The sequence below is a fragment of the Verrucosispora sp. WMMD1129 genome, assembly GCF_029581255.1.
GTDB classification, from domain to species: domain Bacteria; phylum Actinomycetota; class Actinomycetes; order Mycobacteriales; family Micromonosporaceae; genus Micromonospora; species Micromonospora sediminimaris.
This window is the reverse complement of sequence record NZ_CP120741.1, coordinates 2,597,020-2,610,741: the sequence shown is the minus strand read 5'-3', so window position 1 is coordinate 2,610,741 and position 13,722 is coordinate 2,597,020. Positions and strand designations below refer to the sequence as shown.

14 protein-coding genes are annotated in these 13,722 nt (G+C 72.6%); 7 read left to right on the top strand and 7 right to left on the bottom strand.

What is annotated here, in order from left to right; genetic code table 11:
• Positions 1-91: 91 nt before the first annotated feature.
• The 3 genes from O7624_RS11875 (at position 92) to O7624_RS11865 (ending at position 2,476) form a co-directional block, all read left to right on the top strand.
• The gene (locus O7624_RS11875) at positions 92-724 is read left to right on the top strand and encodes an MBL fold metallo-hydrolase (RefSeq protein ID WP_282240041.1); all 633 of its coding nucleotides are present in this window, start codon (positions 92-94) and stop codon (positions 722-724) included.
• A gap of 4 nt (positions 725-728) precedes the next feature.
• A complete protein-coding gene (locus tag O7624_RS11870; RefSeq protein WP_282240040.1) occupies positions 729-1,652 on the top strand; it encodes a hypothetical protein in 924 nt (307 codons plus the stop codon).
• Positions 1,653-1,738: 86 nt separating this feature from the next.
• Positions 1,739-2,476: a hypothetical protein gene (locus tag O7624_RS11865; RefSeq protein ID WP_282240039.1), complete on the top strand. Its 738-nt coding sequence runs from the start codon at positions 1,739-1,741 to the stop codon at positions 2,474-2,476.
• A gap of 92 nt (positions 2,477-2,568) precedes the next feature.
• Here the strand turns inward: O7624_RS11865 and O7624_RS11860 are convergent, their stop codons facing one another.
• On the bottom strand, positions 2,569-3,024 hold the full coding sequence (locus tag O7624_RS11860; RefSeq protein WP_093406228.1) for a gamma-glutamylcyclotransferase: 456 nt from the start codon (positions 3,022-3,024) through the stop codon (positions 2,569-2,571).
• A gap of 106 nt (positions 3,025-3,130) precedes the next feature.
• Between O7624_RS11860 and O7624_RS11855 the strand changes: the two genes are divergently transcribed.
• A complete protein-coding gene (locus O7624_RS11855) occupies positions 3,131-4,534 on the top strand; it encodes an NAD(P)H-quinone dehydrogenase (protein WP_282240612.1) in 1,404 nt (467 codons plus the stop codon).
• On the opposite strand, the gene O7624_RS11850 is transcribed toward O7624_RS11855, so the two are convergent.
• A complete protein-coding gene (locus O7624_RS11850; protein ID WP_282240038.1) occupies positions 4,468-5,193 on the bottom strand; it encodes a DUF998 domain-containing protein in 726 nt (241 codons plus the stop codon). The two genes, O7624_RS11855 and O7624_RS11850, sit on opposite strands and share 67 nt — an antisense overlap.
• A 106-nt stretch (positions 5,194-5,299) precedes the next feature.
• Positions 5,300-5,914, bottom strand: a complete 615-nt coding sequence (locus O7624_RS11845; protein ID WP_282240037.1) for a VTT domain-containing protein — start codon at positions 5,912-5,914, stop codon at positions 5,300-5,302.
• Between the two features lie 485 nt (positions 5,915-6,399).
• On the opposite strand from O7624_RS11845, the gene thrS reads away from it, so the two are divergent.
• Entirely contained in the window at positions 6,400-7,620 is a 1,221-nt protein-coding gene (gene thrS / locus O7624_RS11840) for a threonine--tRNA ligase (protein WP_282240036.1), read from the top strand.
• A 73-nt stretch (positions 7,621-7,693) separates the two neighbouring features.
• Here the strand turns inward: thrS and O7624_RS11835 are convergent, their stop codons facing one another.
• Positions 7,694-8,140, bottom strand: coding sequence for a DoxX family protein (locus O7624_RS11835; RefSeq protein ID WP_282240035.1), 447 nt, complete (start codon positions 8,138-8,140; stop codon positions 7,694-7,696).
• A gap of 85 nt (positions 8,141-8,225) precedes the next feature.
• On the opposite strand from O7624_RS11835, the gene O7624_RS11830 reads away from it, so the two are divergent.
• Positions 8,226-8,810 carry a TetR/AcrR family transcriptional regulator gene (locus O7624_RS11830; RefSeq protein WP_282240034.1) on the top strand — a complete coding sequence of 195 codons (585 nt, stop codon included), beginning with the start codon at positions 8,226-8,228 and terminating at the stop codon, positions 8,808-8,810.
• Positions 8,811-8,839: 29 nt separating this feature from the next.
• On the opposite strand, the gene O7624_RS11825 is transcribed toward O7624_RS11830, so the two are convergent.
• Positions 8,840-10,279, bottom strand: coding sequence for a GuaB1 family IMP dehydrogenase-related protein (locus O7624_RS11825; protein ID WP_093406243.1), 1,440 nt, complete (start codon positions 10,277-10,279; stop codon positions 8,840-8,842).
• A 14-nt stretch (positions 10,280-10,293) separates the two neighbouring features.
• Positions 10,294-10,890 (bottom strand): LysE/ArgO family amino acid transporter, encoded by a 597-nt coding sequence (locus tag O7624_RS11820; protein ID WP_282240033.1) that lies wholly within the window; start codon positions 10,888-10,890, stop codon positions 10,294-10,296.
• A gap of 71 nt (positions 10,891-10,961) precedes the next feature.
• On the opposite strand from O7624_RS11820, the gene O7624_RS11815 reads away from it, so the two are divergent.
• Positions 10,962-11,858, top strand: a complete 897-nt coding sequence (locus O7624_RS11815; protein WP_282240032.1) for a LysR family transcriptional regulator ArgP — start codon at positions 10,962-10,964, stop codon at positions 11,856-11,858.
• A gap of 17 nt (positions 11,859-11,875) precedes the next feature.
• Here O7624_RS11815 and O7624_RS11810 read toward each other — a convergent pair whose 3' ends face one another.
• Positions 11,876-13,627, bottom strand: coding sequence for a biotin carboxylase N-terminal domain-containing protein (locus O7624_RS11810; protein ID WP_282240031.1), 1,752 nt, complete (start codon positions 13,625-13,627; stop codon positions 11,876-11,878).
• Between the last annotated feature and the right edge of the window lie 95 nt (positions 13,628-13,722).

Sequence of the window (13,722 nt, the reverse complement as noted above, 5' to 3'; positions counted from 1 at the left end):
GAACAGGCAATGGCTCGGACGCCACACACCACCGCACGGGTTCCGGCAGACTGCGCTCAGGACGTCACGAATCGATATGGGAGGGATCACGATGCGGCTCACCAAGTACGCCCACTCGTGCCTGCGGGTCGAGCACGACGGGGGAGTGCTGGTCATCGATCCAGGAATGTTCAGTGAGCCGGCGGTGGCGTTGGACGGAGCCGACGCGGTGCTGATCACCCACGAGCACCCGGATCACCTCGACGTGGCGGCGGTGAACCGGCAGTTGGCGCGGCGTCCCTTCGTCATCCACGGTCCGGCGTCGCTGGCCGGCGCGCTCGGCGACGCGGCCGATGTGCTGCGCCCGGTGACCCCGGGGGAGTCCTTCACCGCCGCCGGGATCCCGGTACGCGCCCAGGGTGGCCGGCACGCGGTGATCCATCCCGACATCCCCGTGATCGACAACCTCGGTTATCTGCTCAACGACGTCGTCTACCACCCGGGCGACGCGCTGTTCGTCCCGGACGACGTCCAGGTCGACACCCTTTTCGCCCCGATCCACGCCCCCTGGTCGAAGTTCTCCGAGGTGGTCGACTTCATCCGGGCGGTGGCCCCGCGCCGGGTCTTCGCGCTGCACGACGCCCTGCTCAACGACAACGGTTACGCGGTGCTCGACCGGCAGTACACGGCGCTGTCCGGCAGCGAGTACCAGCGGCTGGAGCCGGGCAGCCGGATCGACGGCTGAGCCGATGCCCGGCCCCCCATCCGACCTCGTCGAGCAGCTGTACCGCACGCCGCCGGACCGGTTCGTCGCTGCCCGGGACGACGCCGCCGCGCAGGCCCGCCGGGCCGGTGACCCGCGTACCGCCCGGGAGATCGCCCGGCTGCGCCGGCCCACCGTCGCCGCCTGGTTGGTCAACCTGCTGGCGCTGGAGCGACCGGAGCTGGTGGCCGAGCTGGCGGAGCTGGCCGAAGCGCTGCGGGAGGCCCAGCGCGAGCTGCGCGGCCCGCGCCTGCGCGAGCTGTCCGCGCAGCGGCGGGCGGTGGTCGGCGCGCTGGTCGCCGAGGTACGCCGGCTCGCCGCCGGCGTCGAGGGTGCCCCGTCGGGCGGGAAGCTGCCGCTGGCCGAGGTCGAAGCGACACTCAACGCCGCGCTCTCCGACGTCGAGGTGGCCGAGCAGGTGCGTTCCGGGAGACTGCTGCGCCCGGCCCACTACGCCGGGTTCGGCGAGGTGCCCCGGCCACAGTTGCGTCTGGTGACCGGCGGCGAGGAACCGCCGCCCGCCGCCCCGGTCCGGCAGCGTCCGCCGGACCGGGGAGCGTTACGGGCCGAACAGGCACAGCGGGCCGCCCGCGCCGAACGCTCCCGTCGCCGCAAGGCGTTGGAGAAGGAGCTGGACCGGGCGCGTTCCGACCAGGAACGGGCCGAGACGGACCTGGCCGGCGCGGTCGCGGCCGAACGCGACGGGGTGGCCGCGCTGGACGCCGTCGAGGCGGAACTGGCCGAACTGGAACGTCGCCGGGCCGTCGCCGAGCAGGAACTCAGCCGGTCCCGGCTGGCCCGTCGGGCCGCCGAACGGTCGGTCAGCACCGCCCGGCGACGGGCCGGCGAGGTGGAGGCCGCAATGGAGGCGTTGGACGCCGAGGAGGGGGATGCCGACTCCGACGGTTGACCGGCAGACTGGTCCCCCATGGACGGACCTTCGGGCGGATCCTTCACGTACGGACCTTCGGGTGGACCCCTCCCGGGCGGGTCGGGATGACGCCGGAGCAGGTCGCGGCGGCGAGCAAACCCGCGGTGCTCGCCCTCGGCGAGGCGTACACCCGGTGCCCCACCACGCTGCGTCGGGCCCGCCTGCTCGGCATCTCCGGGTGGGCCTTCTACGTCACCGGGCGGGCCGGCGCGCTGGGTGACGTGCGGGCCGAGACAGTCGCGGCTGCCCTCGGCTTCATCGCCCCCGACGCCGTGGCCGACGGCTGGGACGCCGCCGCCCGTGCGGTCCGCCCGTCCGAGGTGGCCGCCGCCAGCCTTGCCGAATGTTGCCGGTGGGGCGAGGAGGTCCTGGGTGACCTGCCCCGCGTCGACCGACTCGCGGTGCTTGTGGAACGGGCCGTCGCGGCGGCCGATGCCAGCGCGATGCCACTGTTCGCGGCGTGGCGGGCCATGCCGTCGGACGCGGCGACCACCGGTGCCCGGGCCGCCGCCGGCCTACGCCTGCTGCGCGAACATTTCACCGGTGCGCACCTGGTGGCCGTACGCGCCAGCGGGATGACCCCGCTGGAGGCGGTGCTGGCCGGGCCTGAGGGGGCCAGCGGCGCGATGGCCTGTGGCTGGCCGCCGCCGTACCCGCCGGTCGGACCGTTGGTGCGGCGGCGGCTGTGGGCCGAGGCGATGACCGACCGGCTCGTCGCGCCCGCGTTCACGGCGCTCGGCCCGGCCGACGGTGCGGAACTGGTCGAGTTGTTGACCCTGGCGCGGACCCACACGCAGGGGTGAGACCCGCCCATCCTGGGACGATCTCCCCGCAACCCGGGGTCGCCGCCCGCGGCCACCACGCCCGGTAGCAGACTGGGGAGGTGGGAGACGAGCTACGCCGAGGCGGTACCGGTGGGTCGGGACCGCAGCTCGATGACGTAGTCGTCCGGCGCGCCCGCCTTCTCGGCGGCGTTGGCGATCTCGGAGAGATACCAGGACGTGGGCAGGCCGCCCTCGTAGCCGTCGAAGACGTAGACCCAGGCGGTCACGTCGCCGTCGAGGGTCGAGACGCGGACGGTCAGCTTCCGGTACGTGCCGGAGGTGACGCCCTCGATCTCGTCCAGCTGAGCCGCGTCGTACGGGTGGATGTCGTAGAGCGCCACGAACACCCGGTCGCCGGGCGACTCGACGACAGTGCTGACCGCGCCCTCCCAGCCGATGACGTCTTCGCCGGCGAAGGTGAGCCGCCAGCCTTCCAGCCAGCCGATGCCCACCATCGGGGAATGCGGGCAGTAGGCGCGCATTCGAGCGGGGTCCAGGTTCGAGCCGTAGGCGGCGTAATGACGCACGGCGATGACGATAGCCCGGTCGGCGCGTGGGGGAGAATACGACGGTGCGTGTCGGACGCGTCGGGGAGAAGAAAGTCACTGTGAGCATGGAGGAAGGGCGGTCGTGGTGAGCCGGATCGTGATCATCGGCGGGGGGCCGGCGGGCTACGAGGCGGCACTGGTGGCGGCCCAGTTGGACGCCGACGTGACGGTCGTGGAGGCCGAGGGCGCCGGTGGCGCCTGCGTGCTGTCGGACTGCGTGCCGTCGAAGACCTTCATCGCCAGCTCCGAGGTGGTGACCGGCTACCGCGACACCGAGGTGTTCGGGGTGCACTCCGACGGCCTGGAGGCGGTCACCGTCGACGCCCAGGCGGTCAACGACCGGGTCAAGCGGCTCGCTCTGGCACAGTCCGCCGACATCCACGCGAAGCTGGTCAAGGCCGGAGTCACCTTCGTGTCCGGGCGCGCCCGCCTCGGCGAGGACACGCTCGGGCACACCCACCGGGTGATCGTCACGCCGGACGGTGCGGAGGCCGCGTACGCCATCGACGCCTCCACCGTGCTGATCGCCACCGGTGCCACCCCGCGCCAACTGCCCACCGCGCTGCCCGACGGCGAGCGCATCCTGACCTGGCGACAGGTCTACGACCTGCCCGAGCTGCCCGAGCATCTGATCGTGGTCGGTTCCGGTGTCACCGGTGCCGAGTTCGCCAGCGCGTACCTCGCGATGGGGGTCGAGGTGACCCTGGTCTCCAGCCGCGACCGGGTGATGCCGCACGAGGACGCCGACGCCGCGCAGGCGATCGAGCGGGTCTTCCGGACCCGGGGCATGAGCATCCTGAACAACTCCCGAGCCGAGAGCGTCCGGCGCACCGGCGACGGTGTCGAGGTCGAGCTCTCCGACGGCCGGACGGTCTCCGGGTCCCACGCGTTGATCGCGGTCGGTTCGATCCCCAACACCGCCGAGCTGGGTCTGGCCGAGTACGGCGTCGAGCTGGCCCGGGGCGGCTACGTGACGGTGGACCGGGTCTCCCGGACCAACGTGCCCGGCATCTACGCGGCCGGCGACTGCACCGGGGTGCTGCCGTTGGCCAGCGTCGCCGCGATGCAGGGCCGGATCGCGATGTGGCACGCGCTCGGTGAGGCGGTCCGGCCGCTGCGGCTGCGTACCGTCTCCGCGAACGTCTTCACCGACCCGGAGTTGGCCACGGTCGGGGTCTCGCAGGACGAGGTGGACGCCGGCAAGGTGCCGGCGCGTCAGGTGATGCTGCCGCTGGGTGGCAACGCCCGGGCGAAGATGGACGAGATCCCGGACGGTTTCGTGAAGCTGTTCTGCCGACCGGCCAGCGGCCAGGTGATCGGCGGAGTGGTGGTCGCACCGAAGGCCAGCGAACTGATCATGCCGATCACGTTGGCGGTGGAGAACAACCTCACCGTCAACGAGCTGGCGCAGACCATCACCATCTACCCCAGCCTCTCCGGCTCCGTCACCGAAGCGGGTCGCCAACTGATGCTCCACGAGCTGGAGTAGGCGGCGACCACGGTGAGCAGGGCCACCTCGGCGAGGATGAGGGCCCGTTCGATCAGGCCGTAGTAGGCGCGGTCGCCCGGGTAGGCGGACCAGGCCATCACGACGGCCAGCAGCAGGCTGGTCACGGTCAGGGCGCGCAGCCAGCGCCCGGCACGGGTGCCGGCGGGCAGCCGGGCGGCGAGCAACCAGCCGGCGATCGGCAGCGCCAGGAACGCGACCACCGAGGCGTACCGGTGCACGTAGGCGGCTGTGTCCATCTCGGTGCCCGGCGGGTTGGTCGGCACCAGGCCCGAGACCAGCAGCCCACCCGCCCAGACCGCCAACAGCCACTCGGCGGCCCGACCCCGGCCACCGTCGCTCGTCGCGGTGCCGAACGCCCTGCCTGCCTTCGGCCCGACGGCCCGCCGCGTGGCGGTGACGGATCGCGGACCGTCCGGCGGGCTGAGCCGACCGAGCGTCGGGATGAGCACGGCGGAGGCGGCGGCGAGCAGCAGCATGGCGATGTGGATGATCTCGCCCGAGTCGGAGACGGCGTAGTCGCTGACGGTCAGGCTGACCGGGTCGAGGTCGCTGACCCCGGCATGACCGATGACGGTGAGCACCGCCGCGAGGACGATTCCACCGAGGGCCAGTGCACCGCTGTTCCGGATTGCAGGCATGCTTCAGCCTGTCGTCGTGGGCACCTCAGGCGGATCCGGGACGAGCACCGAAATCCGACCCCGGGACCACCCCGACCGCCCATCCGGATTTCCCCGGGTGTCCGCACTAGTCGACGGGCGTCTCGGCCGGGGTCGAGTTCAGCCGTGCGGTGACGGACGCCAACGCCCAGCCGGCCAACGCGAAGCCGGCGGCGGCCACCGCCGCGACGACCACCATCCGCCAGCCGGAACCGGTCAACGCCGCCCCGCCCAGGTGCCCCACCAGCCCGCCGTAGGACGCCCAGCCTCCGGCCGCGACGCCGGCAGCGGGCAGAAAGTGCCGGACCGGGTACCGGCTGCGGCCGGCGGCGAAGCAGGCGGCCATCCGGCCACCCGGCACGAAACGGCAGAGCAGAATCATCATCGGCCCGGGACGGCGCAGACCCCGGGTCAGGCGCCCGGCGATGCCGCGGGCTCGACCAGCCCCCACCGGCCGCAGCGGCCGGCGTCCCGACGCGTACCGACCGAGCAGGTAGCAGGCCAGATCCCCGGCGAGTACGCCGAGCGCGCCGACGGCGACGGTCGTCGGCAGGTTCAGCCCGCCGTACACGGTGAGTGCGCCGCCGGTGAGCATCAGCAGCTGGGTGGGTACCACCGGCACGAAGGCGTCCACGGCCAGCAGGGTGAAGAGCGCGAGGTACGCCAGTTGGGGCGATGCCACCTGGGTGAGCAGTTCGGGCACCGGGCCACCTCGCGGAATTCTCCGAATGGACGTACCGAGCCTGACGCGGTGTCCGGGGTCACCCGCAACCGGCCCTGGCCGGCCGTGACCACTGACACCTCGCCCGGGCGGCGGCGGGCCACCGATCCCACCGCAGCATATCGATGAAGGTTGACGGCGAGGCGCGGTCGCCGAAATCTCCTCCAGCGGCGTACCGTTGTCGGCGCGCGGCCCGGCGAGCGTCGGGTCCCCCGTTCCTGACGCCCGGGCCGCCGCCGGGCCGCTGGCAGGTCCCGTGCCAGCGGCCCGGTCAAATGAGGTGCGGCGGCGCGCGGGGCGGGCGTACGCTCCGCGCATGTGCAGTGCGCTGCTGACGACGACGCCGGGGAAGCCTGGCGCGCCGCACTGACGTCTTCGTCTACCGAGTGCCCCGGGCGATCCGCCCGGGGCACTCGTGCGTCGTGGGGCAGGGGTCGTGTCGGGGCGTACGACCAAGGAGCCTTGACATGATCGACCACCGCCGGCTGGGCCGGGACCTGGACCTGTTCGCCACCGACCCGCTCTCCGGGGCCGGCCTGCCGATCTGGCTGCCGGCCGGTGCCGCCGCCCGGCATGCCGTCGAGGAGTACCTGCGTGATCTGGAGCGCCGGGCCGGCTACCAACAGGTGTACACCCCGCCGCTGGGACGACGGGAGCTGTTCGAGGTCTCCGGGCATCTCGGTTACTTCGCCGCCGAGATGTTCCCGGCGATGCGACTGGGGGAGGGCGACGACGAGGTGATGCTCCGTCCGGCGCTCTGCCCGCACCACGCCCTGGTCTACCGGTCCCGTGGGCGTTCCTACCGGGAACTGCCGCTGCGCGTCTCGGAGATCGGGGGCATGTACCGGGCGGAACGCTCGGGAGTACTCGGCGGACTCTCCCGGGTACGCGCCATCACCCTCAACGACGCGCACAACTTCTGCGCCCTTGAGCAGGTCGGCCAGGAGGTGTCGGAGATCCTGCGGCTGATCCGGGCCGCGCACGCGGCGCTGGGCGTGCGGCCGGCGGGCGTACGGCTGTCGCTGCGCGGGTCGGGGGAGAAGTACGTCGGCGACGACGCGCAGTGGGCGCGGGCCGAGGACCTGCTCCGCGCCGCCCTCGACGGCGTGCCGTACGCCGAGGCACCGGGCGAGGCCGCCTTCTACGGCCCGAAGATCGACATTCAGGTGCGGGACGCGGCCGAGCGCGAGTACACCCTCTCCACCGTCCAGCTCGACTTCGACAAGCCGGAGCGTTTCGACCTGTCGTACACCGACGCCGATGGTGAACGACGGCGTCCGGTGATGGTGCACCGCAGCCTCGCCGGCAGCATGGAGCGACTCTTCGCGTACCTGATCGAGGTGCACGGGGGTGCCTTCCCGCCCTGGTACGCCCCCGTGCAACTGGTCGTCCTGCCGGTCGGCGACGGTCAGGCCGACGCCGCGACCGACCTGGCCCGGCGGGCCACCGAGGCGGGACTGCGGGCCGAGGTCGACCACAGCGGGTCGCTCGGTGCCCGGGTCCGCGACGCGGTGCGCCGCCGGATCCCGTATGTCGGCGTGCTGGGCGCCCGGGAGGCGGCCGACGGCCGGGTGGCGTTGCGGTTGCGGGACGGCCGCTCCTTGCCGCCGCAGCCGGCGGCCGAGGCGATCGGACTGATCAGCGCGGTGGTGGCCGCTCGCTCCGGAGACCTGCTGCCGGCCCGTTGAGGCCGACGGTCGCGGTCGGATCCAGTTGACGGACCGACCGCGACCGCGGTGGCGGGTGGCGGTGGACGCCGGCTCACGGTCCGACCGCGACCGCGACCGTGGCGGCGAGGAACACCAGTTGCAGCGCGGTACGGACGCCGAGCGGAGTGACCGGGCGTCCGGCCAGGGTGAGCCGGCGGCGGGCGGCGGAGACGTTCGCCGGGAACATGGCCAGCAGCAGCAGGGTCAGCCCGGCGGCGGCCCAGCGGGCGGTGGCCGGCACGAGCAACCCGACCGCCCCCGCGAGTTCCAGCACCCCGGTCACCGTGACCAGCAGCTCCGGGCGTGGCAGCCGGGGCGGCACCATGGCGATCAGGTCCTGCCGCCGAGGGCCGACGAAATGCACCATCCCGGTCATGACGAACATGAGCGCCAGCCCGATCCGCAGCGCCGGATGCCATCCGTCGAGCGCGGCGATCCCGGCCAGGCCGGCCAGCCGGGCGAGCGCGGTGCCGGCGACCAGAGCGATCAGCGGAGCCATCGATACCTCCTCAACTGCAAATCTTGTCGGTGTCAAGATTGCCCCCGGCGGGCGCATCTTGTCAATGACAAGATAAGCTTGGGTGATGAGCGACACCCGCGGCTACCACCACGGCGACCTGCGCCGCACCCTGCTCACCGCGGCCGTGCAGGCGATCGAGGAGTCAGGTCCGGCGGCGCTGAGCCTGCGCGATCTGGCCCGCCGGGCCGGCGTCTCGCACGCCGCACCGGCACACCACTTCGGTGAGCGTGCCGGCCTGTTCACCGCGATCGCGGTGCAGGGTTTCGACACCCTCGCCGACGCGCTCGCCGGGGCCGGCGACGAGCTGCTGGATCTCGGGGTGGCGTACGTGAAGTTCGCCGTCGGGCATCGCGCTCACTTCGAGGTGATGTTCCACCCCGATCTCTACCGGACCGACGACGCCGAACTGCGGGCCGCCCGGGAACGCTCCGGCGCCGTCCTGCGCGCTGGACTGGCGCACCGGTCCGGCCGTCCCACGCCGGCCGCCGACGGGCCGCAGGAAGACGTGCTGGCGGCCTGGTCGATCGTGCACGGCTTCGCCACCCTCTGGCTGGCCGGTGCACTCCCCGCCGGGTTGGGTGAGGACCCGGGTGACGCCGCCCGGTCGGTGATCCGGCATCTCTTCACACCGGCCCCGGGCACCGACTGACGACGTTCAGTCGGTGCCCGGCCTTGACCTCACCAACTGGTCGGCAGCGGCATTCCCTCGGTGTAGCCGGCGGTGCTCTGGACGCCGATCAGCACCCGCTCGTGGAACTCGTCGAGGGTGCGCGCACCGGCGTAGGTGAAGGCGCTCCGCACTCCCGAGATGATCTCGTCGATCAGGTCCTCCACGCCGGGACGGACCGGATCGAGATACATCCGGGCCGACGAGATGCCCTCCTCGAAGATCGCCTTGCGGGCGCGGTCGTAGGGGCTGTCGTCGCCGGTCCGCGCGCTGACCGCCCGTGCCGAGGCCATGCCGAAACTCTCCTTGTAGCGCCGGCCCTCCTCGTCGGTGAAAAGGTCACCGGGGGACTCGTAGGTGCCGGCGAACCACGAGCCGATCATCACGTTGGACGCCCCGGCGGCCAGCGCCAGGGCCACGTCCCGCGGATGCCGCACCCCGCCGTCAGCCCAGACGTGGCGGCCCAGGGCCCGGGCGGCCGCCGCGCAGTCCAGTACCGCCGAGAACTGCGGCCTACCGACCCCGGTCATCATCCGGGTGGTGCACATCGCGCCCGGACCGACCCCGACCTTGATGATGTCGGCACCCGCGTCGACCAGATCGCGTACCCCGTCGGCGGTGACCACGTTGCCGGCCGCCACCGGCACGGCCGGGTCGAGACCGCGTACCGTCCGCAGGGCCGAGATCATCCGCTCCTGGTGGCCGTGGGCGGTGTCCACGACCAGGGTGTCCACCCCCGCCTCCAGCAGGGCCTTCGCCTTGCCCGCCACGTCGCCGTTGATGCCCACCGCCGCCGCGATCCGGAGTCGACCGTGGGCGTCCACCGCCGGCCTGTAGAGCGTCGCCCGCAGCGCACCGGGGCGGGTGAGTACGCCGACCAGCCGGCCCGCGTCGTCCACCACCGGCGCCAGCCGCCGCCGGCCCGCCGAGAGCCGGTCGAAGCCGGTACGCGGATCCGCGTCGACGGGCACGGTGTGCAACTCGGTCGACATCACGTGCCGCAGCTGGGTGAACCGGTCCACGCTGACGGTGTCGGCCTCGGTCACCACCCCCATCGGGCGGCCGTCGTCGTCCACCACGATCACCGCGCCGTACGCCCGCTTGGGGAGCAGGTGGATGGCGTCACCGACGGTGTCGTTCGGGCCCAGCGCGATCGCCGTGTCGTGCACCAGGTGTCGCTGCTTGACCCAGGCGACCACCTCCGCCACCACGTCGATCGGGATGTCCTGCGGGATCACCGCGATGCCGCCGCGTCGGGCCACCGTCTCGGCCATCCGCCGGCCGGCGACCGCCGTCATGTTCGCCACCACCAGCGGGATGGTGGTACCCGTGCCGTCGCCGGTGGCCAGATCCACGTCGAGCCGCGAACCCACCTCCGAGCGGGCCGGAGCCATGAAGACGTCGTTGTAGGTCAGGTCGTAGCCGGGATTCACACCGTTGAGGAACCGCACCCGGCCATCATTGCTCAACCGAGCACCAGTGCCACCGCCACTGCGATCATCACCACCGCGATCACGCCGTCGAGCACCTGCCAGACCCGCCTGCGTGCGAGCAGTGGCGCGAGCCGGTACGCGCCCGCACCGAGTGCCGCGAACCAGAGCACGCTGGCCGTTGTCGCGCCCACACCGAACAGCCACCGGTGCGGGTGCTGCTGGGCGATCCCGCCGAGCAGCAGCACCGTGTCGAGGTAGACGTGCGGGTTGAGGTACGTGAAGGCGAGACAGGCCAGCAGCGTCGGGCCGAGCCGGGCCGGTGGCCGGTCGGCCGGCGTCAGCGCGGCGGGACGCAACGCCCGGCGGGCGGCGAGTGCCGCGTACCCGAGGAGGAAGGCCGCCCCACCCCAACGGATCGCGGTGAGCAGGACCGGACGTCCGGCCACGATCGAGCCCACCCCGGCGATGCCCACGCCGATCAGCAGCGCGTCGGAGAGCGCGCAGGTCAACACCACCGGCACCACGTGCTCCCGGCGCAGGCCCTGACGCAGCACGAAGGCGTTCTGCGCGCCGATGGCGACGATGAGGGCGATGGACAGGGAGAAACCGGCAACGACGGAGGTGAGCATGTGACCGACGGTAGAAGCGCCTCGTTTCCTGAGTCCAGCTAAAGGTTCTTCATCTTATTAAGGTCAGCTACATGGACGGTCTCGACTCCACCCAGCTCCGTACGCTCGCGACCATCGTCTCGGAGGGCAGCTTCGAGGCGGCGGCCCGGCTGCTGCACGTCACGCCTTCGGCGGTCAGTCAACGGATCAAGGCGCTGGAGGAGACCGTCGGGCAGGTGCTCGTCCGCCGCCACCGGCCCTGTGACGCCACCGAGGCCGGTCGCCCACTGCTGCGCCTGGCCGGCCAGCTCGCGCTGCTGGAACGGGAGGCGCTGGCCGACGCCCGGGGGCCGCTCGGCGGCGACCGGGGACGCACCCGGGTCGCCATCGTGGTCAACGCCGACTCGCTCGCCACCTGGTTCCCCGCCGCGCTCGCCCGGCTGCCCGACCAGCCGGAGTTGTCCTTCGACATCCGGCAGGACGACCAGGACCACACCGCCGAACTGCTGCGCGCCGGCACGGTCACCGCCGCGGTGACCGCCCAGCGCGAAGCGGTGCAGGGCTGCCGGGTACGCCGGCTCGGCGCGATGCGCTACCGCGCCCTGGCCGCACCCGCGCTGGCGGACCGCTGGTTCGCCGACGGGTTGACCCGGGCGTCGGCCGCCGCCGCGCCGGTGGTGGTCTTCGACCGCAAGGACCGCATCCAACACCGCTTCCTGCGTACGGTGACCGGGCGCGCCCTCGACCCGCCCGTGCACTACGTGCCGTCGGTTCCGGCCTTCAACGAATCGATCCGGCTGGGACTCGGCTGGGGGCTGATGGCGGAACAGCTAGCCGACGCCGACGTGGCCGCCGGGCGCTGCGTGGACATCGCCCCCGGCCGGGTGCTGGACGTCCCGCTGTACTGGCAGCACTGGCGGCTCGACTCGCCGGTGCTGACCGCGCTGACCGCCGCCGTCTGCGCCGTTGCCGCGGAAACCCTCCGCTGACCGCCGCCGGTCACACCTCAGGCGATGGTGCAGATCGCCGCACCGGCGGTGATCACCGCGCCGACCTCAGCCGACAGTCCGCTCACCGTACCGGCCTTGTGGGCGTGCAGCGGCTGCTCCATCTTCATCGCCTCCAGCACCACCACCAGGTCACCCTCGGCGACCGTGTCGCCGTCGGCGACGGCGATCTTGACGATCGTGCCCTGCATCGGTGAGGTGAGCGAATCACCGCTCGCCGCCGCGCCGGCCGTGGTCCCGCCACCCCGGCGGGTGGGCTTGCGCGCGGCTGGCGCGGCAGCGACCGTACCGGCGCCGAGACCGGCGGGAAGGCTCACCTCCAACCGCTTGCCGCCCACCTCGACCACGACGGTCTCGCGCTCCGCCGGGCCCGCAAGAGCCCCGGCTGCGGCGGTGAACGGCGGCACGGTGTTGTCGAACTCCGTCTCGATCCATCGGGTGTGCACGCTGAACGGTTCGGCGGTGAACGCCGGATCGCGCACCACCAGACGGTGGAAGGGCAGCGCCGTGGCCATCCCCTCGACCACCATCTCGTCAAGCGCCCGGCGGGCCCGCTCCAACGCCTCGGTCCGGGTTTCACCGGTGATGATGACCTTGGCGAGCAGGGAGTCGAAGTTGCCGCCGATCACGTCGCCGGCCGAGATGCCGGCGTCCACCCGTACCCCGGGACCGGTGGGCAGCCGCAGCGCGGTGACCGTACCGGGGGCGGGCAGGAAGTTGCGGCCGGGATCCTCGCCGTTGATCCGGAACTCGATGGAGTGCCCGCGCGGGGTCGGGTCCTCGGTGAACCGCAGCTTCTCGCCGTCGGCGATGCGGAACTGCTCGCGGACCAGGTCGATGCCGGCGGTTTCCTCGGTGACCGGGTGTTCCACCTGAAGTCGGGTGTTGACCTCCAGGAAGGAGATGGTGCCGTCGTTGCCGACCAGGTACTCGACCGTGCCGGCACCGTGATAGCCGGCCTCCCGGCAGATCGCCCTGGCACTGTCGTGGATCTGGGCCCGCTGCGCGGCGGTGAGGAACGGTGCCGGAGCCTCCTCGACCAGCTTCTGGTGGCGGCGCTGCAACGAGCAGTCCCGGGTGCCCACCACGATCACGTTGCCGTGCTGGTCGGCGAGGACCTGCGCCTCCACGTGGCGGGGCTGGTCGAGGTACCGCTCGACGAAGCACTCGCCCCGCCCGAACGCGGCGACCGCCTCCCGGGTGGCCGACTCGAACAGCTGCGGAATCTCCTCCATCGTGCGGGCCACCTTCAGCCCGCGCCCACCGCCGCCGAAGGCCGCCTTGATCGCCACCGGCAGGCCGTGGTCGACGGCGAAGGCCATCACCTCGTCGGGGCTGCCGACCGGGTCGGCGGTGCCGGGGACCAGCGGGGCACCGGCCCGCTGGGCGATGTGCCGAGCGGTCACCTTGTCACCCAGGTCGCGGATCGCCTGCGGAGTCGGACCGATCCAGGTCAGGCCGGCATCGATGACCGCCTGGGCGAAGTCGGCGTTCTCGGAGAGGAAGCCGTACCCGGGATGCACCGCGTCCGCGCCGGAGCGGCCGGCGATGTCGATCAGCTTGTCGATGCGCAGGTAGGAATCCGCGGCGGTGTCACCACCCAGCGCGTACGCTTCGTCGGCGAGCGTGGCGTGCAGGGCGTCCCGGTCCGAGTCGGCGTACACCGCGACGCTGCCCAGGCCCGCGTCCCGGCAGGCGCGGATGACCCGGACGGCGATCTCGCCTCGGTTGGCGATGAGTACCTTGCGCACCTGGTGGCTCCTCCCGGCGGGTTACTGACCGGGAGTTTATCGGGCACCCCGATGGCCCTAACGATCGCTCAGTGTGGGATGGCGCACTGTGCGGG

Bases quoted from the DNA above. Each gene is read 5' to 3' on its own strand.
- O7624_RS11850 (WP_282240038.1), bottom strand. From the start codon at position 5,193: ATGCCTGCAATCCGGAACAGCGGTGCACTGGCCCTCGGTGGAATCGTC.
- O7624_RS11835 (WP_282240035.1), bottom strand. From the start codon at position 8,140: ATGGCTCCGCTGATCGCTCTGGTCGCCGGCACCGCGCTCGCCCGGCTG.
- O7624_RS11870 (WP_282240040.1), top strand. From the start codon at position 729: ATGCCCGGCCCCCCATCCGACCTCGTCGAGCAGCTGTACCGCACGCCG.
- thrS (WP_282240036.1), top strand. From the start codon at position 6,400: ATGATCGACCACCGCCGGCTGGGCCGGGACCTGGACCTGTTCGCCACC.
- O7624_RS11815 (WP_282240032.1), top strand. From the start codon at position 10,962: ATGGACGGTCTCGACTCCACCCAGCTCCGTACGCTCGCGACCATCGTC.
- O7624_RS11865 (WP_282240039.1), top strand. From the start codon at position 1,739: ATGACGCCGGAGCAGGTCGCGGCGGCGAGCAAACCCGCGGTGCTCGCC.
- O7624_RS11820 (WP_282240033.1), bottom strand. From the start codon at position 10,890: ATGCTCACCTCCGTCGTTGCCGGTTTCTCCCTGTCCATCGCCCTCATC.
- O7624_RS11875 (WP_282240041.1), top strand. From the start codon at position 92: ATGCGGCTCACCAAGTACGCCCACTCGTGCCTGCGGGTCGAGCACGAC.
- O7624_RS11830 (WP_282240034.1), top strand. From the start codon at position 8,226: ATGAGCGACACCCGCGGCTACCACCACGGCGACCTGCGCCGCACCCTG.